18 protein-coding genes and 1 tRNA gene are annotated in these 23,069 nt (G+C 45.0%); 8 read left to right on the top strand and 11 right to left on the bottom strand.

Going from position 1 to position 23,069, the window contains the following annotated elements:
- Positions 1 to 14 precede the first annotated feature (14 nt).
- Positions 15 to 827: a caspase family protein gene (locus ACYVI9_RS07365; RefSeq protein WP_460762708.1), complete on the top strand. Its 813-nt coding sequence runs from the start codon at positions 15 to 17 to the stop codon at positions 825 to 827.
- A gap of 27 nt (positions 828 to 854) precedes the next feature.
- On the opposite strand, the gene ACYVI9_RS07360 is transcribed toward ACYVI9_RS07365, so the two are convergent.
- From ACYVI9_RS07360 to ACYVI9_RS07350, 3 genes are read right to left on the bottom strand one after another with little or no spacing between them, the layout of a single operon-like run.
- Positions 855 to 1,664, bottom strand: a complete 810-nt coding sequence (locus ACYVI9_RS07360) for a TIR domain-containing protein (protein ID WP_460762706.1) — start codon at positions 1,662 to 1,664, stop codon at positions 855 to 857.
- 5 nt (positions 1,665 to 1,669) lie between these two features.
- Complete coding sequence (locus ACYVI9_RS07355) at positions 1,670 to 4,114, bottom strand: nSTAND1 domain-containing NTPase (protein WP_460762703.1); 2,445 nt, start codon at positions 4,112 to 4,114, stop codon at positions 1,670 to 1,672.
- Between the two features lie 5 nt (positions 4,115 to 4,119).
- The gene (locus ACYVI9_RS07350) at positions 4,120 to 5,253 is read right to left on the bottom strand and encodes an SIR2 family protein (protein ID WP_460762702.1); all 1,134 of its coding nucleotides are present in this window, start codon (positions 5,251 to 5,253) and stop codon (positions 4,120 to 4,122) included.
- Positions 5,254 to 5,716: 463 nt separating this feature from the next.
- Here ACYVI9_RS07350 and ACYVI9_RS07345 point away from each other — a divergent pair, with 463 nt between their 5' ends.
- Positions 5,717 to 6,751, top strand: coding sequence for a hypothetical protein (locus tag ACYVI9_RS07345; RefSeq protein ID WP_460762700.1), 1,035 nt, complete (start codon positions 5,717 to 5,719; stop codon positions 6,749 to 6,751).
- A gap of 92 nt (positions 6,752 to 6,843) precedes the next feature.
- On the opposite strand, the gene ACYVI9_RS07340 is transcribed toward ACYVI9_RS07345, so the two are convergent.
- From ACYVI9_RS07340 to ACYVI9_RS07325, 4 genes are all read right to left on the bottom strand, one after another.
- Positions 6,844 to 7,473: a hypothetical protein gene (locus ACYVI9_RS07340; protein WP_460762698.1), complete on the bottom strand. Its 630-nt coding sequence runs from the start codon at positions 7,471 to 7,473 to the stop codon at positions 6,844 to 6,846.
- Positions 7,474 to 7,622: 149 nt separating this feature from the next.
- Positions 7,623 to 8,567: a glycosyltransferase family 2 protein gene (locus tag ACYVI9_RS07335; protein WP_460762696.1), complete on the bottom strand. Its 945-nt coding sequence runs from the start codon at positions 8,565 to 8,567 to the stop codon at positions 7,623 to 7,625.
- Positions 8,567 to 9,058, bottom strand: coding sequence for a DUF4199 domain-containing protein (locus ACYVI9_RS07330; RefSeq protein ID WP_460762693.1), 492 nt, complete (start codon positions 9,056 to 9,058; stop codon positions 8,567 to 8,569). Before ACYVI9_RS07330 ends, ACYVI9_RS07335 begins: the two co-directional genes overlap by 1 nt.
- Before the next feature lie 4 nt (positions 9,059 to 9,062).
- On the bottom strand, positions 9,063 to 10,328 hold the full coding sequence (locus tag ACYVI9_RS07325; protein ID WP_460762691.1) for a dihydroorotase: 1,266 nt from the start codon (positions 10,326 to 10,328) through the stop codon (positions 9,063 to 9,065).
- Between the two features lie 140 nt (positions 10,329 to 10,468).
- On the opposite strand from ACYVI9_RS07325, the gene ACYVI9_RS07320 reads away from it, so the two are divergent.
- Together ACYVI9_RS07320 and ACYVI9_RS07315 are read left to right on the top strand one after the other, a co-directional pair.
- Positions 10,469 to 10,543 (top strand) — tRNA-Pro (locus tag ACYVI9_RS07320).
- A gap of 727 nt (positions 10,544 to 11,270) precedes the next feature.
- Positions 11,271 to 12,704, top strand: a complete 1,434-nt coding sequence (locus tag ACYVI9_RS07315; RefSeq protein WP_460762688.1) for an AAA family ATPase — start codon at positions 11,271 to 11,273, stop codon at positions 12,702 to 12,704.
- A 546-nt stretch (positions 12,705 to 13,250) separates the two neighbouring features.
- Here the strand turns inward: ACYVI9_RS07315 and ACYVI9_RS07310 are convergent.
- Both ACYVI9_RS07310 and ACYVI9_RS07305 read right to left on the bottom strand, forming a co-directional pair.
- Complete coding sequence (locus tag ACYVI9_RS07310) at positions 13,251 to 13,646, bottom strand: DUF1801 domain-containing protein (protein WP_460762686.1); 396 nt, start codon at positions 13,644 to 13,646, stop codon at positions 13,251 to 13,253.
- A gap of 124 nt (positions 13,647 to 13,770) precedes the next feature.
- A complete protein-coding gene (locus tag ACYVI9_RS07305; RefSeq protein WP_460762683.1) occupies positions 13,771 to 14,376 on the bottom strand; it encodes a dihydrofolate reductase family protein in 606 nt (201 codons plus the stop codon).
- A 661-nt stretch (positions 14,377 to 15,037) separates the two neighbouring features.
- On the opposite strand from ACYVI9_RS07305, the gene ACYVI9_RS07300 reads away from it, so the two are divergent.
- From ACYVI9_RS07300 to ACYVI9_RS07290, 3 genes are all read left to right on the top strand, one after another.
- Entirely contained in the window at positions 15,038 to 16,225 is a 1,188-nt protein-coding gene (locus ACYVI9_RS07300) for an FAD-dependent oxidoreductase (RefSeq protein ID WP_460762681.1), read from the top strand.
- Positions 16,226 to 16,283: 58 nt separating this feature from the next.
- Positions 16,284 to 18,053, top strand: coding sequence for a flavin monoamine oxidase family protein (locus tag ACYVI9_RS07295; protein ID WP_460762678.1), 1,770 nt, complete (start codon positions 16,284 to 16,286; stop codon positions 18,051 to 18,053).
- A 193-nt stretch (positions 18,054 to 18,246) separates the two neighbouring features.
- Positions 18,247 to 19,710 carry a peroxidase, FMP-type gene (locus ACYVI9_RS07290; RefSeq protein WP_460762676.1) on the top strand — a complete coding sequence of 488 codons (1,464 nt, stop codon included), beginning with the start codon at positions 18,247 to 18,249 and terminating at the stop codon, positions 19,708 to 19,710.
- A gap of 221 nt (positions 19,711 to 19,931) precedes the next feature.
- Here ACYVI9_RS07290 and ACYVI9_RS07285 read toward each other — a convergent pair whose 3' ends face one another.
- Positions 19,932 to 20,702: a hypothetical protein gene (locus tag ACYVI9_RS07285; protein ID WP_460762673.1), complete on the bottom strand. Its 771-nt coding sequence runs from the start codon at positions 20,700 to 20,702 to the stop codon at positions 19,932 to 19,934.
- 149 nt (positions 20,703 to 20,851) lie between these two features.
- The gene (locus ACYVI9_RS07280) at positions 20,852 to 21,406 is read right to left on the bottom strand and encodes a dihydrofolate reductase family protein (RefSeq protein WP_460762670.1); all 555 of its coding nucleotides are present in this window, start codon (positions 21,404 to 21,406) and stop codon (positions 20,852 to 20,854) included.
- A gap of 398 nt (positions 21,407 to 21,804) precedes the next feature.
- On the opposite strand from ACYVI9_RS07280, the gene ACYVI9_RS07275 reads away from it, so the two are divergent.
- Complete coding sequence (locus ACYVI9_RS07275; RefSeq protein ID WP_460762667.1) at positions 21,805 to 23,058, top strand: DEAD/DEAH box helicase; 1,254 nt, start codon at positions 21,805 to 21,807, stop codon at positions 23,056 to 23,058.
- Positions 23,059 to 23,069 lie beyond the last annotated feature (11 nt).

Raw genomic sequence — 23,069 nt, 5'->3', positions numbered from 1 at the left:
TTAAATTACTGGTTATGAGCTACGCCCTTTCGATCCATATCGGACTTAATAAAATCGACCCCGGTCATTATGGCGACGATTATCCACTGGACGGATGCATTAATGATGCACGGGATATGATCGCCATTGCAAAAGCGCAAGCCTTCGATAAATCACATTTGATCACCAATGAGGAAGGCACTTATAAAAAACTGACGGATCTGCTGAAAGCCGCCGCCCGAAAACTTAAAAAAGGGGACAGCCTGCTGATAAGCTACTCGGGGCACGGCGCCTATGTACCGGATGAAAACAGGGATGAGCTGGACGGTTATGACGAAACCTGGTGTCTCTATGACCGTATGATCCTGGATGATGAACTGGCAGCGCTATGGGCAAAATTCCGGACCGGTGTACGCATTTTTATGATTTCTGACAGCTGCCATAGCGGTACGGTCTCCCGTGCCATCCGGCCGGATGGTCAATTGGACCAGGCCCTGCCGCAACGCAGCCGACTGATGAAAAATGGACCCAAAGTCTATCAGAAGCACAAGAGCCTTTACCAGAACAGTTCGACCGCAAGATCCGGCACTAAAAAAACACCGGCGATTAAGGCTTCCATCATTCTGCTTTCCGGATGTCAGGACAATCAGACCTCTTTGGATGGCAATAAGAACGGACTTTTTACGGAAAAGCTGCTCAAAGTATATAAAAAGGGAAAATTTGAAGGAGGATATGGCAAACTGCTCCGTGAAATATTGAAACTGATGCCTTCCAACCAGACGCCCAATTATTACCTGAGTGGTAAACGTGACCGGGAATTTGAAAACAGCCGGCCATTCTCCAGATAAACCCGGGTTCAGGGCATCGATCCTATGCTACTGACGGATGGCCTCCAGTATACGGGGGAAACTGGCTTCAAATCCGGTGTCGCTAATATCCATACAAAGACTGCCCCTGAGCTTTCCGATAATTTCTCCCAGGTTGTTTTTGAGCTTGATGAGCCGGGAATATTCATCCTGTATATCCAGGGTATCCTGACCGCTTTTTATCCTTTGTTCGAGCAATGGGGCCAGAACGGCAATCTTGTCTCCGATCTGCTCCAGCGCGTTATCTGTGAATCCCGGATCAAAAAAATCGGGACTGGTATAACAGGGTATAAATTTTTTGGATTGCGGCCCCTTTTCCAAACCAAAGGTCTGCAGGGTTTCCATAGCGACCCAGGCGGAGAGCAGGCTCTTCACTGAAACGATTGATAAAGTTGTTTCAGTATCCCTAATTGCGGTACTGATAAAATCAGCGATTGACTGGCCGGCCTGCATGCTGGCACTGTCCATCGTCACCTGAATTTCCGCTGCCTGAAGGCGTTGACGGAGTTTCCCGGCAATGACTGCATCCTGGTGGTTGTAAGAAATAAATACACGATGCAACTTTTTCTCCAGCTGCGCTTCGATCGCTGCCACCAGCTGGATCAGGGCGAATGCCACCTGATTTTTACCCAGACTGGCATTTTCATAACTGATTACGCCCATCTGCTCCTTTCTGAGAAGCTCATGGTACCTCCCGGACTGCAGGGCTACCTGTTCCTTCCAGTCCTGATTTTCTTTAGTGAGTTCCGCAAGTGATTCCAGGGCCTTTTTTAAATTTCCTTTCTCCAGATATTGCTGAATTTGATCTATCTGTTCCATAGTCATTATTTGAAGGTATAATTGTCTTTCATCAGGTACCGCAATGAAATCAGTACTTCAGCGCGGGCAAATCTGTCGGTCTGTGGCAATAGCCCGGGATCCAGATTTTCAATGACCCGGTTGATCCATTTATTGGCCCTGAGTCTTTCAGAGAAAGTACCGCTGGAATAAGCGTCTACCGTTGCAATTAGCATCCAGGGAAGAATCAGGTGTCTTGTCTCGTCCTTGAGTATCACATCCAAATTATCATCCAGAAAACTTTTATCACTTCTTTCCCGCAGGTTAATATCCATGGCAGCATCTGACAATAGCAGGCTTTTCAACCAGTGCTGATTCAAAGTATCGGTACTACTTCCCAGGATATTCAGGGTATGTATGGCCAATCCGGAAATACTCATCGACACAGGCAGACTTTCGTATCGCCCCTGTTTCTGATCATAGTCGCCCCAACGGGCTTTCTTAAAGTCACTAATACTGGTTAACAACCACTGCACCCCTCCTTCAATGGCCAGCCTTGTCCGGACTTTCTGCAGACTGTCCGGAATTGAAGGAAGTGCATTGTTCAGTGCCCGCAGGACATGACAGGTCGCATAGGTCGCATTGTAGTTTTTCACAGTCGCGGGCAGGACATACATGGGCCAGGCGCCGCTCGAATCCTGATGATCCAGTAAAAAGTTGACAGGATTACAGGAAAATGCATGGTTAAGACCCAGCATACCGTTGGCACTGATGATCCAGCTACTGGCCCTGATATCATCGAAATGCCTGATCTCGTTCCAGCTGCAGGATTTGGTTTTCAGCGTACGTTGCGCCAAGCCCAGATACTGGCCCCGAAGCCGGTGGTTACCATCAAATGCTGAGTCCCGGTAAAGCGCCATCATCAATTGAGCTGCTTCCCAGGTATTGATATCGGTAAACCCGATTTTTGCGGCGGTGTTATACACATCATTCTCCAGAATATCTGCGGCCAGCTGCAGTTTCTCCCGGTCTTTTATGACCGGGTACTGGTCATTCGATGTCATCATTTTGTAACTGAAATAAAAATTATCCCAGTAAAAAATACAAATCAAAGCAATAATGATGGAAGTAAGAAAGGCCAGGGTAATACGCCCCAGCCGGCGTTCCCGTTCGATCTTCTGTTTTGAAAGTTTTAACTGCTGCAATTCCGCCTCCCTGACAGCCTGTAACCGCAGTTTCTTTTGCTTCACGATTGGATCCAGAATCGTATCGTGAGCGATTTCATAGCTATAACCGCCTACGGTATTGGGCTCCCGTCGGATCAGAAATACTTCTTCGAGCCGGTCCAGCAATTCCGGCGAAGCACCGAGACGGGACATATCACTGATGAGTACGTCCTTGTCCACAGGTATACGCCGATATTCACCGGTTCGGCCAATTTCATGAATCAGATGATCCTCCAACAGTAAACCGGCCTTCAATCGTAATCCTTCGGGTAATTTCCCCAACTGTCTGCGGTAATAATCGCCGTAAAGATCATCGAATGCCGGCAGGTCCGCAGGATTGACCTCAAAATCCGGTATGCCCTGTCGCAGCTTTTCTTCAATTCGGACTTCACAGGCCTGACAGATGATCTGCAGATGGAAGGGTTCAATGCCGCCCCCTTCATCCTGTTCCCGCCCGGTAAACTGTGACAATATGGCTTCCAGCGCCTCATTATCATAAGTGAAAGCATGAGTGATAAAAGTATCCGGGTCTTGTATGGCAGCCGGCCTGAGGATGGCTTCCCTCGCTTCCGGTAGTGAAAGGCTGTATATCTCGAAGCGGTTTTTTAGCAGATTGGGCAGCAGGTCCGTCATGGAATGCATGCTGCTTAAATGGTCGGATCGAATAGAAAACAATATATGGATGTCCATGGGCTGCGCAAGCATATCGTACTGTTCATGTGTCAGTTCATCAATATGCTCACGGACGATCTGAGGTACCGGACTATAAAGCAGTTCTGAAATTTCGGATTTGAATTCCTGCTGCTGCGCCAATGACAGGTGGAAGAACTCTTCGAACTGATCGAAAATAAGGATAACCCGGCGGGGTTGGGTTAGCTGAATTTTCTTGAAATGATGCCAAAGCCGAAACCGATACGCAAACATATCCAGCACGGGGTGGGAATGGGCGGGTACGGGCGCGACTTCATTTAAACGGGCAATAATCTTATCAATGGGTGAAACCTGGCTGCCCCGGATATCACTCAGCCGGACTTCTACCGGTGTATAGCTAAATCGATCCTGTCCGGTAGTTTTTTCCAGCATCGGAATCAATGCCGCATTGATCAGTGAACTTTTGCCACGACCGGACTTGGCGAACAATACGACCAACTCTTCCAGCATCAGCAAATCGTATAATTTTTGCGCATCCTGTTCACGTCCGAAAAAAATACCCTGTTCTTCAGTGGTAAAGGGTCGGACGCCCGGATATCGGTACATTTTTTCCATATCCATCAACCATTATCTAAAGTAAGCCGGTCAATAAAATCAAGCAGCGATTTGGCAAGTTTATTCAATTCGACATCGAGATTCATCTTGTATTCAGTGCCGGCTGCCTGTTTTTCGCAATAAGAAGCATATTGCAATTGATACAGGATGAGTTCATTCTTCTGGTCCCCATCGAATACGTTACTTTTCAATATCTCGAATGCCTTATCGAGTTCATTCAGGCTGATATAGTTCTTTGCCAACTCCTTGAATGGCTTGATGAGTATTCCCGCAGTATCATCGACGGTTTTGGATTCAAAATACAAGCGATGGATCTCATTAAGGAACTCCACCGGCGTACCATAATATTTAATGTTGAATTGCTGGGTAAAAAAAGATTCAGAATCTTTATCAATGCCGGTGGCCCGGGTCGTATAGTTTTTATCGCGGTTATCAAAATCATGCGTCTTATTATTAATATAGCGCATCAGCAACTGCGTCCTCAGCTTTTCGATGCTGAATCCGACAAATATATAAGTATCAGCTTCTTTTAAAATCGTATTGAAAGCATCCGGCACCTGCCGGCTATTTTCAAAAAGTGCCTTCAGGTGCGCGAACATATCTTCAAAATCCATAATCACGGATTCCAGCGATTCCGGTGCCGCCGCGCCAAAAAGATTATAAACCAAAGGCGTATCCTTGTCGGGCCTGGCGATTTCAGCCGGCACTTTACTGGCCCTGCCGGTGAAGTAGTCAAACTGCAGTTTTTTGGAACTTTCCTTATAGGCGCCCAACAGTGCGGTATCGGGATTGGTGTTAATAATCAAAGGAAAAGGCAATTCAGATATACATTTAAGAATATCGGGATCGGGTTTGATTTTTTCATAAAACAGGCTGGCATATTTCTGTGCCTTGGTTTTGTGAAACTGGCTTTCAAACAGGAAGATTTCATAGTCGGTATTAAAATGCAGCACCCCGTTATCGGGTTTATGGCAGAGATCCTCATAGAGCAGTTCCCTGGCCGACTTCTCTCCCTGCGCCAGAAATCCAGGTCCCAGTACCAGAATGGCCTTCTGGGTTTTAATATCGTAATAGATATCATCCCAATCAATTGAAAACTGACCCGCTGACATCGTAGTTGCATTTACTGCATCGTTCATAAAATTCCAATTTAAAAAGGCCGTTTTCCCACTGTCGTATTGCTGAACGACCTACCGGTTGCTGTTCTCTCAGGCTGTAGCGTTCAATGCGCTTGCGGTACACCAGCTGTGATTTCCGACCGGTCCGCCGCAGTCCAATTATGCCGGAGGCAGTTGGATGGCCGGGTAACAGTCATGTATTTGCTACCGCTCCGGCAGATAAGCCGCCACCTTTCAACGATCGGCTACAAGAGGACCTGGAAGTTTAAAAAGCCAATTGGTAGCACATTACCGGGTCACTGAAAGGGTGTCATCTGGTAATCCGCATTAAAATTAGCGCATTTCAAACCTGTTATTGCCAATTACCCATCGCCTAAATAGGTGATAATCATAAACCAAACCCCGTACCTGCTACCAACAGCCAGGCACCCGGTACCGCCAGGGCGATCTGCTGTTTAAAACATACATTTGTATCAGGACAATCATGAAAATCAACAGTAAAAAAAGCAGACTTCTGAAGGAAGCCATTGAAGAATGGCAGGAGGCGCAATTGCTGGATGAAGCAACTGCGGATCGCCTGAAAAAAGCGGTAGCCTCCTACCACAGCCCGTTCGACACGGTGGCTTTTTATGCCATGATTGCCGCCATCTCCTGTGCACTATTGGCTTTCGGAGCATTGGTACTCGATGAAAAATGGATCGAAAGACTCCGCAGGTTCTTCTCCTTTTCAGAAATGATTATTGGAATGATCTTCGCCACCTTGTCGGTGCTGCTTTGCTGGTTGGCCAAAAAGCGAGCCCGTAAGCATCCTTATGCCCACCTTGCAAACGAAAGCTTTACCATTCTGATTGCATTAACGATCGGTATCGCTGTGGCTTATTTCGCCCGAAGTCTGGGTTCAGACATCCAGTCCTACGGGCTGGCTGTATTTATCGTAGCCTTACTCTACGGCACGGCAGCTTTTTACCTGAAATCCAAACTACTCTGGATTTGTGCACTGCTGGCCCTGGTCAGCGCCTGGGGAACACAAACCTATGCCTGGTCTTCAGACGAACGGATGACCTATTTCTTGGGCATGAATTACCCCTTACGTATGGCCGTATTTGCCCTGCTGCTCATAGGGGGTACCTACCTGTTGCGTCAGCAGCCTTCTTTTCTTGGCTTTTACAATATCTCCTGGTACAGCAGCTGGGTTTTCTTCCTGCTTTCCGGTCTGGTGGTGTCGGTGTCGGGCAATCTCGGTTATGATGTATGGACGGCTATTCGTCAGGGAAAACTCGTACTCTGGGCTCTTGCTTATACCGGATTGTTGGCAGGACTCCTGATTTATACTTTCCGTACCAAACAGGACACATTACGGGATATCGTCATCGTTTTTTTCCTGTTGAATATTTATACGCGGTACTTTGAATATTTCTGGGACCGAACCAATAAGGGCATTTTTTTCGCGCTGCTGGCACTTTCCTTCTGGCTGATAGGCCGGAAGGCAGAACAATTCCGAAAGAAACTAGAAGAGTGAGCAGTGATTGATTTAGATAAATTGGGTATCCCGGCTATAGATGCAGCCTAATACTTCAGATTTAAGATGATAGCTTATCAAGTGGATAGGAACTAAAACATCAGCCCCAGGCCCACACTGCCTCCGACTGCGGTATTATCACCGAAACGCTGGGCATTGAGATTAAGTGATGGCAGCAATGAAATCGAGGAACTCAGCTCCACCTTATAACCGGCACCGAGTTTAACAAAAGGGCCGCCATTCAATTGCTCCCGGTCCATATCCTCACCAATATTTAATAAGGGTGCATAGCCCACATTGATCAACAGCATCATATTGTTGCGAAAGTTGGAAGGATAATACCTGAAATCAGCAAAAATGGGCAACAGGGTCATTATATGACTTTTAGTATAATAATCTTCAGGCGGCAAAAAATCCTCATCGAGCATACCGGATTCGTCTGCCTTATATTTTGTAAACTGGAGTCCCAGTCCCAATCCAATAGAAAGACCTGGATTCAGGAAAACACCATTTACCGTACTGAATGAAATACCCAGGTTCCTGATATAGGCCGTTCCGTGATCCAGATTGGACGAGTCAATGGACTGCAGGTACTGAGGCTCTGCAATATTAGTAATATTAAAATAGCCCTTCTCCTGTTTTGTTCTTATCTGTGCCAGCAGGCTACCATACCCCGCTGTCAAAAAAAGGCTGCAAATCGTCAAACGTGCTAACAGTTTCATGGATGGTTTTTAGATTCCCTTTAAAGATAGAGAAATTAATCCGAATCCGGCTACTGACATCCGAAGGCTTCGGAGTCACTAGGGAACGGGAGGGTTATGGAACAGGCTTGAAAAACCCTGGGAAAATAGCAAAAACTTGTATCACCGGATTAGCTGATCCCGGTCTTATCTTCAATCAGATAGGCATTGCGGCCCGGCGAATTACGGGAGATCAGCTCACTCAGAAATCCTGCCAGGAACATCTGCATACCAATTATAATTGCGGTAAGTGCTATATAAAATGAAGGCCGGTTGGTAATCCCGTATTCGGCATCAATAATTTTGGAAATGATTAGTACCAGGGAAGTGATGGCACCGATCATAAAGAAAACCACGCCCCAGAGACCAAAAAAGTGCATCGGCCTTTTTGAAAACTTGCCGACAAATGTAATAGACATCAGGTCCAGAAAGCCTTTCACAAAGCGGTCCCAGCCAAATTTGGTTACACCATATTTCCGTTTGCGGTGCTCCACCACTTTCTCGCCGATCTTACTAAAACCGGCCCAACGGGCGATCACAGGAATATACCGATGCATTTCACCATAGACTTCAATACTTCTTACAACTTTTCTGTTGTAGGATTTCAGGCCACAGTTAAAATCATGCAATTTAATTTTGGAGACCTTGCTGGTAACCGCATTAAAGAATTTGGAGGGAATATTCTTGGTCAAAGTATTATCATAACGTACTTTTTTCCAGCCGCTCACCAGGTCGTAGTGGTCTTCCACGATCATTCTGTAAAGTTCCGGAATCTCATCCGGGCTGTCTTGAAGATCGGCATCCATGGTAATTACCACATCACCTTCGGCAGCCCGAAAAGCTTCATTCAGCGCCGCAGACTTACCATAATTACGCTGAAACTTAATCCCTTTGATTCGGGCATTGACAGCGCGGAGCTTTTTTATTACATCCCAGGAACCATCGGTACTGCCGTCATCCACAAAAATGACTTCGTAGCTATACTGATGTGATTCCATGACCCTTTCGATCCAGGCAGTCAGCTCCGGAAGCGATTCTTCTTCGTTCAATAAAGGTATGACTACAGATATATCCATCAGGGTCGTTTATCACGCAAATATAAGGCTCCTGCAGCTGACATCGTGACGATGGCACCGATAAGGAGATTGGAAAAGATGACGCCTGAGATCACGAAAGGAATGAAATACTTTTTGGTATTCTGGGCTTCCTTTTCGATTTCCTGGGGGGTGCGGTCCTTCGCCGTCTTGATCCGCTCTATTTTTGAAGTCTCCACAATAGAATCAACCAACTCCGGATGGGTTTTCCAGTAGATAAAGGTATAGATCGCCATCACCAAAGTTGCGGATATAAAACACCGGAAGCCCTGATTGAAGAGGGCACCAAACTTCGCTCCGGGATTTTTCCTGGCAAATGCCAGCAGGCTCCAGACAATGGCGGCTCCATATATCAGGTAGCCGATATAATGCAGCCCGGATTGCTGATCGGTCTTGTTCAGGGTCAGCAGGGCGCCGACCAGCACCATGAGCAGACCGGCAATCAGGCCTTTAATTGTTGCATTAATCTTCAAAATATCAATAATTTAACGTGAGTTGGTTTTTATGAACAATACCCAGTGGCTTTCCCGTAAAATCCTGTCCGATAAAAGGGGAATTTTTACTAACCGAACGGATGGCCTGCTTCTCAAAAATCCATTTCTCCTCAGGCTGAAACAGGGTCAGCGAAGCTTCCCGGCCCGTCTCGATCGTAGGAACCGGCAGCGAAGTAATTCTTCTGGGATTGATGGCCAACAGCTCTACCCAGCGTTCTTCTGAAATCTCGGGTAGGGCAGTATGTAATGCACCGTACAGGGTCTGCAGGCCCAGCATCCCATTTTTGGCATACTCAAATTCCACCACTTTATGGTCTTTGTCCTGTGGTAAATGATGGGAGGCAACGGCGTCTATCAGTCCGTCCAGCAGCGCTTTTTGCAGCGCCTTCCGGTCTTTCTTATTTCGTAAGGGCGGATTGACCTTCAGATTGGTATCGTAACCCGAAATATCCTCATCACAAAATAACAAATGGTAGGGCGTCACGGAACAACTGAGTCCGGTTTGCTGTCTTTTGGCTTCCCTGATCATTTTAAGCGATCCCGCAGTGCTCAGGCCGGTAAAATGCAGGCGGGACTCGGCATAAGCCGCCAGTTTAATCCCGGAAGCCACTGCAATTTCTTCGGCGATTTCGGGCCGTCCGGGCAGGCCCATTCTTGTGGAAGTAATGCCTTCATTCACCAACCCGTTGGGCTGAATGGTCCGGTCATCAGGCAACTGAATGATCACCCCATCAAAGGATTTTGTATACTGAAGTGCCTTTACAAGTATGCCTGCCGCCTGCACCGGATTTTTGCCATCCGTAAACCCAACGGCACCGCTTAGCCTCATATCATACATTTCAGCCAGTTCCCGGCCCTCGGCACCCCGGGTAATAGCACCCAGCGGATGTATGCTTACCGGCAAGCTTTTGGATTTCTGTACAATGTATTCCACCACAGATTTCTGATCAATGGAGGGTTTGGTATTCGGCAGGATACAGACATCAGTAAATCCGCCTGCGGCCGCTGCCGCCGCCCCTGACTGAAGTGTTTCACGAAACTCGTATCCGGGATCCGCAAAATCGGCAAACAGATCTAACCAGCCAGGCGACACATGCAGCCCGCTGATTTCAAGTTTTTCAGCTCCTTTGACGTTTAACCTTTTACCTATGGAAACTATTTTGCCGCCGGCAATATGGATATCGGCAATTTGACCGTTATAGGCGGAAGTCGGATCAATAATTTTTGCCTGCTTAATGATGAGGTTCATTAAGTTGCGAAGATAAGGCAAGCGGGATAACTACCCTTGATTTTTAATTGAAGATTTTACACATAATATTGATAAGATAGGTTGAATTTTTATGAAAATTATGTACATTTGCCGCCCTTCCGCTTCGTGCGAAGAAGGCTCGGGATGTAGCTCAGCCCGGTTAGAGTACACGTCTGGGGGGCGTGTGGTCGCTGGTTCGAATCCAGTCATCCCGACTAAAGCCAAACGGCGCCATTTAACGACAAATGGTGCCGTTTTTTTATAAACCGTGCCGTAAAACCCAAAAGTCTTTAGCTTTTGGGATGTAAGGCACAAAATTGTTTTCTTGTATAATACTGATATTTGCAACATCAGTATAAGATGTAAAAACCTCGTAAGGGACTTGCGCGTACACGTGTGGAGCGATAAGTAAGACTTCTAACTCCTCGGAGCAGTAAGCAAGTCGCTGTGAAGCACGAAGCCCATTGGTCTTTAGCCAATGAGCAGTTCACCAGTATAGAGCAACTTATAATCAAGAAATTGCCCTTCGTGAAAAATCACTTAATTGCATCTGTTCTCTTGACCAAGCATTTAAAGAGGCGAAAATGTTGACAGAATTCGAACCGGTTTAATTTCCTTCCTTCGGGTAACCAACTGGGCTATATTGGCGAATGGCACACGCATCCCTTTGGTCCCAATACGCTCAGGACAACGGAAGCAGCGGCCATCCGGAAATTTAGGAAGGAATTCGATGGATTGCAGACACCGCTGCAGGATTTCCTGATGATCCTTACGCGGACTATATCTTTCCTTATATGTATTAGGGGCGGTCGGCTCTTGGCGGGAAGGCATTTAAAATCCGCCATATCTGTCATTTCAGGCATAGTTGTGGAGTATTTTAATTTATTATACTCCTCCACAAGTAGTAAAAACTGTATATTTGTGGAGTATTATAAATATTGAATGGAAACAATTATCGGGCGGGAAGAGGAAAAAAAGATACTCAGTGATGCTTTGCAATCCAAGGATGCGGAGCTAATTGCTGTTTACGGAAGAAGACGGATTGGAAAAACGTTTCTGATCCACAATCATTATGACAAACATATTCGGTTTGAATTAACCGGGGTACACGAAGCGAGACTGAAAGATCAGTTACACAATTTCAGCCTCGCACTGCAGACATCCATGGCTATTCCTGTGGCGCCTGCTGACCCCACCAATTGGATCGATGCATTCAGCCTGTTAAGCGATCACCTAAAGACTCTCCTTAAAAAGGAACCCGTGGTGATCCTTTTCGATGAGCTTCCTTGGCTTTGCACCCCGAAGTCGGGGTTCCTCCAGACCTTTGGGCATTGGTGGAATACCTGGGCTTCCCGTCACCCACTCATGAAAGTAGTTATTTGCGGATCGGCAGCGTCATGGATCATCCGCAATATTATCAATGATCGTGGGGGATTACATAACCGCGTGACACAGCGCATCCGTCTTTTGCCTTTCACCCTTGCCGAAACGGAGCATTTTCTTCATCATCATGGAGTAAAGTTAGACCGGTACCAAATCCTGCAACTCTATATGGCGATGGGTGGCATCCCGCAATATTTAAAGCAAATAAAAAAGGGGGAAAGCGCCGCGCAGTCTATCGACAGACTCTGTTTCATGACAAGCGGTATGCTCAAAACTGAATTCGATGATCTCTACCAATCCCTGTTTGCGCATGCAGAAAATCATGAAGCGATAGTCAGGGTTCTTTCCAAAAAAGCAAAAGGTATGACGCGGGCGGAGATTATCGATGCCTGTGGTTTTACTACAGGCGGATGGACCACTGAACTCTTTAACGAATTGGAACAATCGGGTTTCATCACCCAGTACATACCATTTGATCGCACAGTAAGAGATGCCATTTATAAACTGTCCGATGAGTATAGCCTATTCTACCTGAAATTCATCGAAGGAGCGCGGGCTACCGGCGCGGGAACCTGGCTTCGTCTTTCGCAAACACAATCCTATACCAGCTGGAGCGGTTTTGCTTTTGAATCGGTGTGCCAGAAACATGTGGATGTTATCAAGGATGCCCTGGGAATTGCCGGAGTATATACCGAAGCATCGGGCTGGCGTTACATCCCTAAGAAAGGTGAAAAAGGCGCGCAGGTGGATCTGCTGCTTGACCGTGCTGACCACTGCATCAACCTCTGCGAAATGAAATTCTCGGCAGGTGAATTCACCATTGAAAAGAAATACGCAGGTGAACTGGATAGCAAAGTCCAGGTATTCAAGGATCAAACAAAAACGAGGAAAACGATTTTTCCAACCATGATCACCACCTATGGAACGAAACAGAATATTTATTACATCGGCCGCATTGTTTCGGAGGTCACCATGGAGGATCTGTTCAAATGACGGCACCGAACTGGAACACATTCAAAACTAAGTTTCACCAGCGCGAACAAGCCTCGTTCGAATCGCTTGGCAGCGGTGGAAAGACACTGCGAGGGAATGACATTTATTAAAACCCGACGACAGCCTTTTCTTTAAACAGGTGTGCGAGGATATAGGGCATCATCCCGAAGTATTGTATTCCATTTCCAAATTGCTGAATGAGGTAGGATCAACCTATCTGAATGAGGGCTTGCACTGGATTTCTGGTATGCTCTCCCGGCATGAAAGTTTGTATAACGCTAAAGTGCAACCGAATACCATTTACTATCATTGTATAACCATAAATACCTAAATGATTGTAAATTAAAATATTAAGCTTCCATTTTCTGAGGCCAAGCTTCCCAAAACCTCCAAAAAATGGTTCGAAAATTGTCCCGGCAGGCCGACTTTTTAAGGTTTAAAGAAACCGAAAAGCCGCTAAAATCAAAGTTTTAGCGGCTTTTGCTTTTTACGGATTAAATCTTACCATCGGAATCGAACAACGGTGCCCGAAACCAACTGCGGAACTCAAGTGTTCCTTTTGAAACTGCTGTCAAATTTAATCGCCTCCTTCAATAACTTTTTAATGCCTGCTTCATCGATTTCTTCCGGAGTTTGATAGATTACATAAAAAATTTGCTTGTTTGTACCATGGGACAAAAAACCATCCGGATCATTTAATTTGTTTCCGTGCCAGAAACCTAAAAGAACTCCTTTTTTAATACCCCCACGCGGAACCGTTGAAGGCCAAATAATACATATACCCTTGTGACCATAAAAAAATGGAACATTGTATGATATTTTCTCTTTACAGTATTCCGGAAGCGTTTCAATAATGATTTGCCGTAATACATCCACAATAATCTTTTCATCTTCGGGAAGAATAGAAAAAAGTTCGACCAGGTTCCTAATTTTCATCACCATTTAACTCAAGTTTTCAAATCTCAGGTTCTTCGAAGACACCGAAAAGTACGTCTTTGTAAAAAGATGTTCATTACATGCCAATTATTGTTGGCCGCCAATCTTTCATCTATCGTAATTCCTTTATTCAATTTTCATTTCCATGATTGGGTTTGAAGGTCAAAACAGCAATTCCACATGGATAGGGCACGGCATTTATCAGGGTGAGTTTTTGTCTGCGTTCAAGCAGATCGAAAATCCTTAATCCTCTGCTTATCATTACAGGGTTGACAAATAAGTTGAACTCATCAATTAATCCTTCTTTGATGAGCGATGAAACGAATCCAGCGCCACCATATACAATCATATCCATGTCTTTTTCACGTTTGAGATTATTAATTAAAGTAACCATATTACCGTTTCCCACAGAAGCATTTTTACCGTCAATTGTTTTCAGGACTTTACTAAAGACAAGCTTTGACATATCAACCATCCGTTTGGCGTATGCAAACTTTTCATCAACTAACCTATCTCCATTCTCAGGTTGATAATCATTCACGATTTGCTCGAAATGCGGAATAAAAACTTCTGCCATTTTTCTGCCAAGGAGAATGACACTACTACTATCGCGGAGGTGATTTGCAAAGGCCTTTAACTTGTTATCATAGTTCCATACCCGCCAGTCAAGGTCACCCTCCGGTCCTCCTACATAACCATCGACGGAAATCTGCATCAGCAATTTTAACTTCCCCATATGGGTTAAATTTTTTCATAAAGGTAAATGCGGATCTTTACAGCCACAAGGGGGAAAAACGACATTATAAGGGGGATGTTGCGGCAGGTGTAATGCCCTTTCACTCACACCCCTCAACAAGGATGTAAACTCCCGGAAGCTAATCTCCGTAACCTGTTGCGGGACCCTGTCAAAAAAAATCTTATTCTCTTGAACTGCTATCATACAAACAAGTACAATTGCTGTTTCGACGACTCACGATAAAAGTAGCTTGCTGCAATCAGGCTGGTATAGCCTGCAAGCACAGTTATAGAATTTCATTCGGATAAATGAATTTCAGGAATCTTATAATTAATAAACTATTTCATAGTTTATTAATTTAAAAAAATTAGCCTAGTTCGAATTTCTATATTATATTTATGCGGCCATTTTAAACCATCAAATTAAAATTTAATCAAAATTCTGTTCCAAAAACCGGAAAGGCAATTGCGAAAGTAACCCTCTAATCTGCATAGTTTTTTCCGGCCAATTTTAAGGACACGGTTCAATTAGTTTTAGTATTTAACTTAAATACAATTATTGTCGCTAGAATTTTTAAGCGACACTATTTCAGGAAGCTGATTCTTGACGTACAGGCATAGGTATGTACTCGTTTAGGATTTAAGATCAAAATAATATTCAAATGGATAATAACTTCGATGTTATCGTAATTGGCGGTGGCGCCATGGGGCTTGCCAGCGCCCATGAAATCAGTAAGAGAAAGGCATCCGTGCTGGTACTCGAAAGGTTTCAATTCCTAAATCAGAATGGCAGTTCTGCCGGCATTTCCCGGCAATACCGCATCCCCTATCCTGATACCTATATGGTAAAAATGGCTCTGGATTCCCAGCCTTATTGGGACGCTCTTCAGCAGCTTACGCCATCACCCCTGATGGACAAAGTGGGCACGCTGTGGTTTGGAGACCCAACGGTTGATTCCACCGAAGGAAATATTGCTGCAGCAGAAATAGCGCTTCAGCAGTTACACGTAAAATATGACAGCCTGACGGTCGAAAATATCGAGGAGAATTTCCATTTTAAAAACTTACCCCAAAATTATACGGGACTGTTTCAGCCCGATGGAGCCAGCATCAACCTGGCAGCTACCCTGCAATCGCTTTTTGACCTGAACAACAAAAACCCCTTAGTTCAACTAGAGGAAAATGCCCAGGTGGTAAAAGTCGAACGAAAAGATGGTATTTTTTATATCTCAACTGCAAACGGTGTTTTCACCGCTCCCAAGCTGGTAATAACACCGGGTCCCTATATTAATGAGGTGCTTAACTTACAAGAATTCGAAGTAGCCGTTACTTATTGGGAAATGTCTTCCGCCTACTTTAAAATAAAGGATCCCCAAATCCAGTATCCGACCTGGTTTGTCTTTCAGAATGCCATCGAAGCTAACGGCAATCAGTTCTATGGGTTTCCGGCAGTGGACTGGGATTATCCGGGGTATATCAGAGTGGCACCTGATTTTGTTATCCAGCCATTGGCTAATCCGGAGGATGCCACCCGTAAGCCCGACCCTCAGGCCCTCGCTTATACTGCCCAATGGGTAAAAGATCACATGACGGGTCTGGATATCACGCCTACGCATACTTCGACCTGTCTTATTGCCTTGTCAAAACTTAAAAGAAAAGAACTACTACTGGATTTTGCACCGAACTATATTGACGGCCACAAGGATATCGCAATCTATGGTACGGGCTGGGCCGCTAAATTCATCCCCTTCCTGGGAAAATTGCTTGCCGACATGGCGTTGGACGGCAAAACTGATTATGACATCAGTCCCTTCCGATTAGGTCCTCAATATTTCACCTCATTAAAATGATGTTGCATATTTCCTTTTCCCCATCTGTATTTGTTCAGCAATTAAACTACACCATCTCATGAAAACAACAAAAACAAAAGATCTACCCCTGAAAGTCGGACAACCGGACATCCGTGCAGTCGAAGTGGCCATCATTGGCGCCGGCGTCTCAGGTTTGTACAGTGCCTATCGCCTCACCCATGATGTGCAAAATCCAATGTCTGCAGATCAGGTCCAGATATTCGAAATGGGCGACCGCATTGGCGGCCGATTGGAATCGGTTCAGTTGCCAGGCATGAGCATAACCGGAGAATTAGGCGGAATGCGTTATATGACCTCACAGGAGATCGTCACTTCCCTTATTGAGGATGTCTTTAAAGATGAATTACAGCATGTGGATTTCCCTATGGGAAACGACGCTGATCTCTTCGGCTATTTCAGGAAGCAGCGTGTACATATGGGTGATTGGGTGGCTGCACAGAATAAAGGAGAGAAACTACAGACAAGATACTACTTAAATGAAGACGATATCGGTTACAGCGCGGATCAGCTATTTAATAAAATAATCTATGATGTTTTAGCCGCCGATCCTGCATTTATGAAAGTATATGGTAGTTTAATTTCTAACCCGGCGCCTTATCAGTATGAATTTAAGATCACGAGAGAACAATGGAACGATATCAAACCTCAACTGATTTATAATTTCGATGGGCCGTACCAGGGAATGCGGGTCAACGATATTGGATTCTGGAACCTGATCAAGGACCGGATTTCGGAAGAAGGTTATACGTTTCTGTCGGTAGCCGGCGGCTATTATTCCAATACGATCAATTGGAATGCCGCAGAGGCCTTTCCTTATATGGTCGGTGATTTTTCGAATGCAGGATCGACCTATAAAACTATCGACGGCGGTTATGACCTGATTGCTTACGCATTAGCAAAAGCCTATTTGCAAAAAGCCGGAGCCAATATATGGATGGGAAATCGCCTGGAGACTTTTACCAAACAATTATCAGGGCCGTACAAATATTCCCTTGTTTTTTTTAACGTGGTGACGCAGTCAAAATGGGTTTTAGAAACGAACAAAATCATTCTGGCGATGCCGCGCAGATCACTTGAGCTCCTGGATCAAAACAATTTCTTTTTTAACCAGGACACGCAAAAAGTCCTGCAAAAGAATATCGCTTCCGTAATCAAAGAACCTTCCCTGAAAATACTCATGGGATTTGAGACCCCCTGGTGGAAAGAAGACTTTGGAATAGAGGCCGGCCATTCCATTACCGACCTGCCCATGCGCCAGTGCTATTATTTTGGAACCGATCCTAACAACAGTCGTTCCTTATTTCTGAGCAGTTATAACGACATGAATACGATTACTTTCTGGCAGACATTGGCGGGTTCGCGGAAACCGTTTGGTCCCAAAAGAAAGCTATTCCAATTCAAACCTGAAAAATTGCTGGCATCCGCAGATGTGGATGCTGAAGTGCTGCTCAAACTGCAATCCAATCAGGCCACCCAGGTGATGGTTAATGAAGCCATGCATCAGATCCGGGAACTACATGGCCGTGAGGACATACCCAACCCCTATGTCACCTGGTTCAAAGACTGGACCCTCGACCCTTATGGCGGCGGTTACCATGCATGGAAAGCCAATTACAATATCCAGGAAGTCATGCAATACATGCGTAACCCTGACAAAGCAGAATCTATTTATATCTGTGGCGAAGCCTACTCCGACCAGCAAGGCTGGGTCGAAGGCGCCTTCTGTGTTGCTGAAAACATGCTGGAGGACTTCTTTGACCTGAAACGACCTGATTGGATACCTGCAGACTATTATCTGGGCTGGTAGCGTTTGAAGCCACATAACAAAATAAAATGGCGACCCTATCACCATTGCTTGCTCACCGGGGCATCTATAATAAAGTCAGGAACCAGAAGATGTAAAACCGACAGTTGAGCAAAGAATTTACCTAACCCCTTAGGATCATTGACCTGACATAGAATAACTGTATTAAAACCCATAAACTTTCAAAAAACAGAAAATGCTTAAACGAAAAAAAGAAGGTCTCGAAGCAGGTGCTTCGCGCCTCATCAAAAAAAAAGCTACCAATCAGCGCTCCCTGGCGCAAATCATGGAGGGATACTCGAAGCTGCTGATCGATGACCCGGTACTGCCCTTTAAGGAAGAAAATCTCGATCAAATCGTCAACGATGTGGATTACGGTGTGCTACTTGCCCTGGAAGGCACCTGGGTGAGCTACAATGCCAACTACAACAAAAATATTGTCAAGCCGTCCCTGGCCAGTGGAATCCATACCACCATCATGCCCTCTCCGGGGACCAATTCAGGAACTATCCCCGGGAAGTTTAGTTTTGACTGTGAAGAATATATCGAGAAACTGACATTCTCGCTCATGCCGGGTGGTGTACGTAATCGTGGCGGGGCAAGTGAATTATTCTGTGGCGCCGTCAAATATGAGCAAAACATCAAGAGTGTTACGAAAGTTGAAGGACAGGAATCTTTAAAATACACACCCATTCATGATGAAAACGGCATGTATTTATGGCTCAGCGATGTGTACAATCATGCCGCTACCAAAGAATCGATCGAAAAAGACCGCGGCATCCATGCATTTTCTGAGGAAGATTATAAACTCTACGGCTACAAGGGAGAATACAGAAATGAGCCCCTGGTTCAGGTATCGGCGGATGAAAATAATAAAAAGTATATTCTGTTAAGTGAACTGGCACCAGGACAGCAATATTATGAAATCATCCCGGCTCAGGAAATAAAACCGGGCGCTGGTACTGAAGGACCGTATTTTATACCCGACTATTCTATTTCCAGAAGTGGTGTCATCCCTCATGGCAGTACCGTTACTTTACTGGGTGACATCCAACCTAATGGCAATAGTTATCTCATCAATGCGGCGCCACAATTTCCTTATGGTGACGCAGCCTGGCAACCTGAGCATCTGTCAATTTCAAATACGATGGGGGGCGCAGGTGCCAGTCCGTCGGACCCTATCAATCTCGATCAGCCTGCGCCAGCCTGGGTGCATGAAACACTTACGGATGAAAATGATCCCGGTTCCAATAAAATTTACACGCAAAGAATACTGGCCGACGATTTATATCCCTATGCCGTAAGACCCGATCTGAGACTCCGGGATACTCTAAGCGGTCAACAGGTAAGCAACTATGTGCTGGTAAAATTGTCATCCAGAATGCCAACCGGCGCAGAAGGTGGCATTTTAAATGTCCCGTTCGTGAATCGCTTTGTTCCTACAGTTGAAGTGGAGATGAGTATGTGGATCGAGACCGTAATCGAGGACGGAAAAGAAATCCTGCAACTGCAGTATGAGCAAATCGTCTTCTTTGAATTTCAATTCGGGAATTCGGGTGGTACCACAAGCTGGCCTCATATACAGGCTAATACACTACGCAAAATAGAAGATATACCTGCCGATCAGCGACGTATTATAAAGCAGCAATTCCCGGATTAAAGAGCATCCGGTAAAAAAATTATTGCGGGGCAAGTCAATAAATAAATGGAATATCTGTAAACGGCTTAACAGTCGTTTACAGATATGGTACGCTTCGTTCAGAGACCTGACCGTCCGGTCTGTGTAAAATCGAGACAAGGCAGGAATCACCTCACTAATAAGATAAGTTTTTCAAATTTGAAAGTGGTGGAAACGAAGTACTGTTACAGGAAATTCTTCTATCAAAAGTCAGCTTCATAGCCGTGTCCGTTTTTTCCATAAAAAATTAACCATTTCGCTAAAGAAAACAGAATATGCAATTTACTTTCTATTGAGTCTTCGTCCGCGTCAGGTGGAAGTCGTTGGGATTTCAAATATTCCAAGTTATGCTGTTTAGCTATTTTGCCAGCTACTTCCATTAGTCTGTTACCATATTCCAAAGTTTCGATAGCCATTTTTGTATTCCACGCTTCATTGATTAAGTCATCTCCAATTATATCTTCACAGAATCGAAGAAATTCACCACGAAATACATTTTCGTCCTGTCCCGCTGCAACATAAACAGGCACGCCGTCTTTTTCTTTCGCTAACTCAATTACATAGTATCCATCGTAATCTTGTAAAAATTGCTCGAGTAGTGGCTTTTGTTTAAGTTGTTCATACTTAACTCTAATCCATTCGTTGGCCTCTTTATCTCGTCCAACTTTCGGTGCTTTAATGGTCTCATAGGATTGAATTTGATTTGTAAACCATTCAATTAAAAGTTCTTCTTTTGTTGGATATTTTGTCCCTTTTATTTTGTCAAGGAAAGAAGGCTTAGGGAAGATATTCATTGTCAACAATCCAAAAATTTCAACGAACCTTTTTTCAAATCCTGGCTTAGGTTTACCCAATGGCCGCATGTCTAATCCCATAACTTGTATTGTTTCGTCTGTCATTAAAATTGTCTGTGCCAATATCTGTCGAACTCGAGAACAAATCACCCTATTAATAAAACTTGCCGTAAAACCCAAAAGTATTTAGTTTTTGGGATGAAAGGCAGAAAACTGTTTTTTGCATAACTGTAAAATAAAGCATTTTTGCAACATCAGTATTAGATGTAAAAACCTCGTAAGGAACTTGCGCGTACACGCGTGGAGGTTTAACTAGGAGGTAAAAGTATTCAGCTCGAATGCAAGGGCTGATAATACAAGGCTAAAGCTCCTGTACCTACCTTTTCGGTTCTCAGCAAATGAAGTTTTTTACCCGCTTGTAAATTCTGGAACAACGGCAATCCTTTACCGGCAACAACGGGATGTATCACGATTTGCAGCTGATCCAGCAGCGACAAATCCAGTAACTGAACAATGAGGCTGCGACTACAGGCATAGATATCTTTCCCAGCCATTTCCTTTAATTTCAGGGTTGCCATTTTCAAATCTTCATCCGCCAGTCGGGCAGACTTCCAATCAAGCGCTTGTAAGGTCCGGGAAAACACGATCTTAGGGACCCGGTCTATGGAAACAGCAAAAGCATCCATAAAAGCATTTCCGGAAGGCGTGTCCAGGAGAGTCTTCCAATACTCCATCAATTGATAAGTCACCCTGCCATACATCAGTACTCCGGCATTATCGATAATGGATGCCCAATACTGATGCAAGGCTTCACTTGCATCGACGGCATTGTGATCACAATAGCCATCCAAAGTCATATTTAGCGCACCGATGATACTGCTCATTTCTAAAAAGGTTTACGCCCATTCGGGTAATATAATATGTGGATAAGAATTGTACCAAAACGCCCCGTCCTGGCTCCCACCGGAAATTGACTTTAGCCTTACAAATTAACGAAATAACTAACAGTTGGACCAGTTCGTCCGGTATTTCCTTTTTCCATCTCCTAACTAATCATTCGTCATATTTGGGCCAGCTATATCCGGCAAAAGCCCGTCTGTTTCCGTCGAATATGGGTCATCTCGCATAAAATCGCTACCTTTGCGCCCTGTTATGTTATCCCTTCACTGGATTTGTACTATTCCTCCTATCAAATATAGTGCGCGTTTAACGTAAGGCGGGTTTCGTGTGAACTTCCTGGTACACAGCCTTACCCGATTTTTCACTGTTTAATTTTAATAATTTGTCATTTAATAATTTACCGCTTATAGCGCCTTTATTAAGAGCTGTAAGTGAACTGGGTTATAACACCCCCTCTCCTGTTCAGGAACAATCCATACCTATCGTTTTAAAGAATAAAGACCTGATCGCCTGTGCCCAGACCGGCACCGGCAAAACTGCTGCCTTTGCATTACCGCTGCTTCAGTTGATGTCCGAAGAAGACATACGCAGTAAGAATTGTCGGGCGCTGATACTAACACCTACCCGGGAATTGGCCCTTCAGGTCGCAGAAAGTTTTAAAGAGTATGGTAAATATCTCCCGTTGAAACATCTGGCGATTTTCGGTGGCGTATCTCAGGTTAATCAGGTCAGGGCGCTCCAACAAAGGGTAGACATCCTGATTGCAACTCCGGGCCGCTTACTGGATCTGATGCAGCAGGGATTGCTTTCTCTCAGGGATATCAAATACCTGGTGCTGGATGAAGCAGACCGGATGCTGGATATGGGCTTTATTCATGATGTTAGAAGAATTCTATCCAAACTGCCTGCCGTCCGCCAGACCATCCTGTTCTCAGCAACCATGCCCATGGAGATCCAGCGGCTGTCACAACAGTTTTTAAACAACCCTTCCACGATTACAATCACTCCGCCTGCCACCACCGTGGATCGGATCCAACAATCCGTATATTTTGCAGATAAAGGGCAGAAATTACCGTTGTTATTGGATATCCTACACAAAGAAGCTGCACCCTCCGTTCTGGTATTTACCCGGACTAAACATGGTGCGGATAAAGTAGTCAGAAAACTGATTCAGGCAGGGTTCAAAGCTGCCGCCATTCATGGCAATAAATCTCAAAACGCTCGCCAGACAGCACTTGGCAATTTCAAGTCAGGAGCTATTCGGGTTCTGGTAGCTACTGATATTGCCGCAAGAGGTATTGATATCGATCAGATGGGGCTGGTAATCAATTTCGAATTACCAAATGAACCCGACACTTATGTACACCGCATTGGCCGAACAGGCAGGGCAGGTGCAGATGGCGTAGCAATTTCTTTCTGCGATGCCGAAGAACGACCCTATCTGCGGGATATCCAAAAACTGATTCGCAAAACCATTCCGGTAGTCGAAGGTCATGCTTTTGAAGCGCCCCTGGTGCCCATGATGCCTGCGAAGGAATCCACTGCATCGGCCACAGGCCATCGAAACAGTTCAGGACAAAAAAACAATGCCGGTAAAAATAAGAAGCGCTTTTATCGCCGTCCGGCATCTGCGTAAATCCAGTTACC

It is taken from the genome of Niabella terrae, from assembly GCF_054783135.1.
This window is presented reverse-complemented; position numbering and strand designations above follow the sequence as displayed.

What these genes read in the sequence shown, in the direction of transcription:
- ACYVI9_RS07360 (WP_460762706.1), bottom strand. Translation starts at nt 1,664, where the DNA reads ATGGAACAGATAGATCAAATTCAGCAATATCTGGAGAAAGGAAATTTA.
- ACYVI9_RS07365 (WP_460762708.1), top strand. Translation starts at nt 15, where the DNA reads ATGAGCTACGCCCTTTCGATCCATATCGGACTTAATAAAATCGACCCC.
- ACYVI9_RS07335 (WP_460762696.1), bottom strand. Translation starts at nt 8,567, where the DNA reads ATGGATATATCTGTAGTCATACCTTTATTGAACGAAGAAGAATCGCTT.
- ACYVI9_RS07305 (WP_460762683.1), bottom strand. Translation starts at nt 14,376, where the DNA reads ATGGGGAAGTTAAAATTGCTGATGCAGATTTCCGTCGATGGTTATGTA.
- ACYVI9_RS07280 (WP_460762670.1), bottom strand. Translation starts at nt 21,406, where the DNA reads ATGAGCAGTATCATCGGTGCGCTAAATATGACTTTGGATGGCTATTGT.
- ACYVI9_RS07325 (WP_460762691.1), bottom strand. Translation starts at nt 10,328, where the DNA reads ATGAACCTCATCATTAAGCAGGCAAAAATTATTGATCCGACTTCCGCC.
- ACYVI9_RS07290 (WP_460762676.1), top strand. Translation starts at nt 18,247, where the DNA reads ATGCTTAAACGAAAAAAAGAAGGTCTCGAAGCAGGTGCTTCGCGCCTC.
- ACYVI9_RS07350 (WP_460762702.1), bottom strand. Translation starts at nt 5,253, where the DNA reads ATGAACGATGCAGTAAATGCAACTACGATGTCAGCGGGTCAGTTTTCA.
- ACYVI9_RS07295 (WP_460762678.1), top strand. Translation starts at nt 16,284, where the DNA reads ATGAAAACAACAAAAACAAAAGATCTACCCCTGAAAGTCGGACAACCG.
- ACYVI9_RS07310 (WP_460762686.1), bottom strand. Translation starts at nt 13,646, where the DNA reads ATGGTGATGAAAATTAGGAACCTGGTCGAACTTTTTTCTATTCTTCCC.
- ACYVI9_RS07355 (WP_460762703.1), bottom strand. Translation starts at nt 4,114, where the DNA reads ATGGAAAAAATGTACCGATATCCGGGCGTCCGACCCTTTACCACTGAA.
- ACYVI9_RS07300 (WP_460762681.1), top strand. Translation starts at nt 15,038, where the DNA reads ATGGATAATAACTTCGATGTTATCGTAATTGGCGGTGGCGCCATGGGG.
- ACYVI9_RS07315 (WP_460762688.1), top strand. Translation starts at nt 11,271, where the DNA reads ATGGAAACAATTATCGGGCGGGAAGAGGAAAAAAAGATACTCAGTGAT.
- ACYVI9_RS07345 (WP_460762700.1), top strand. Translation starts at nt 5,717, where the DNA reads ATGAAAATCAACAGTAAAAAAAGCAGACTTCTGAAGGAAGCCATTGAA.
- ACYVI9_RS07340 (WP_460762698.1), bottom strand. Translation starts at nt 7,473, where the DNA reads ATGAAACTGTTAGCACGTTTGACGATTTGCAGCCTTTTTTTGACAGCG.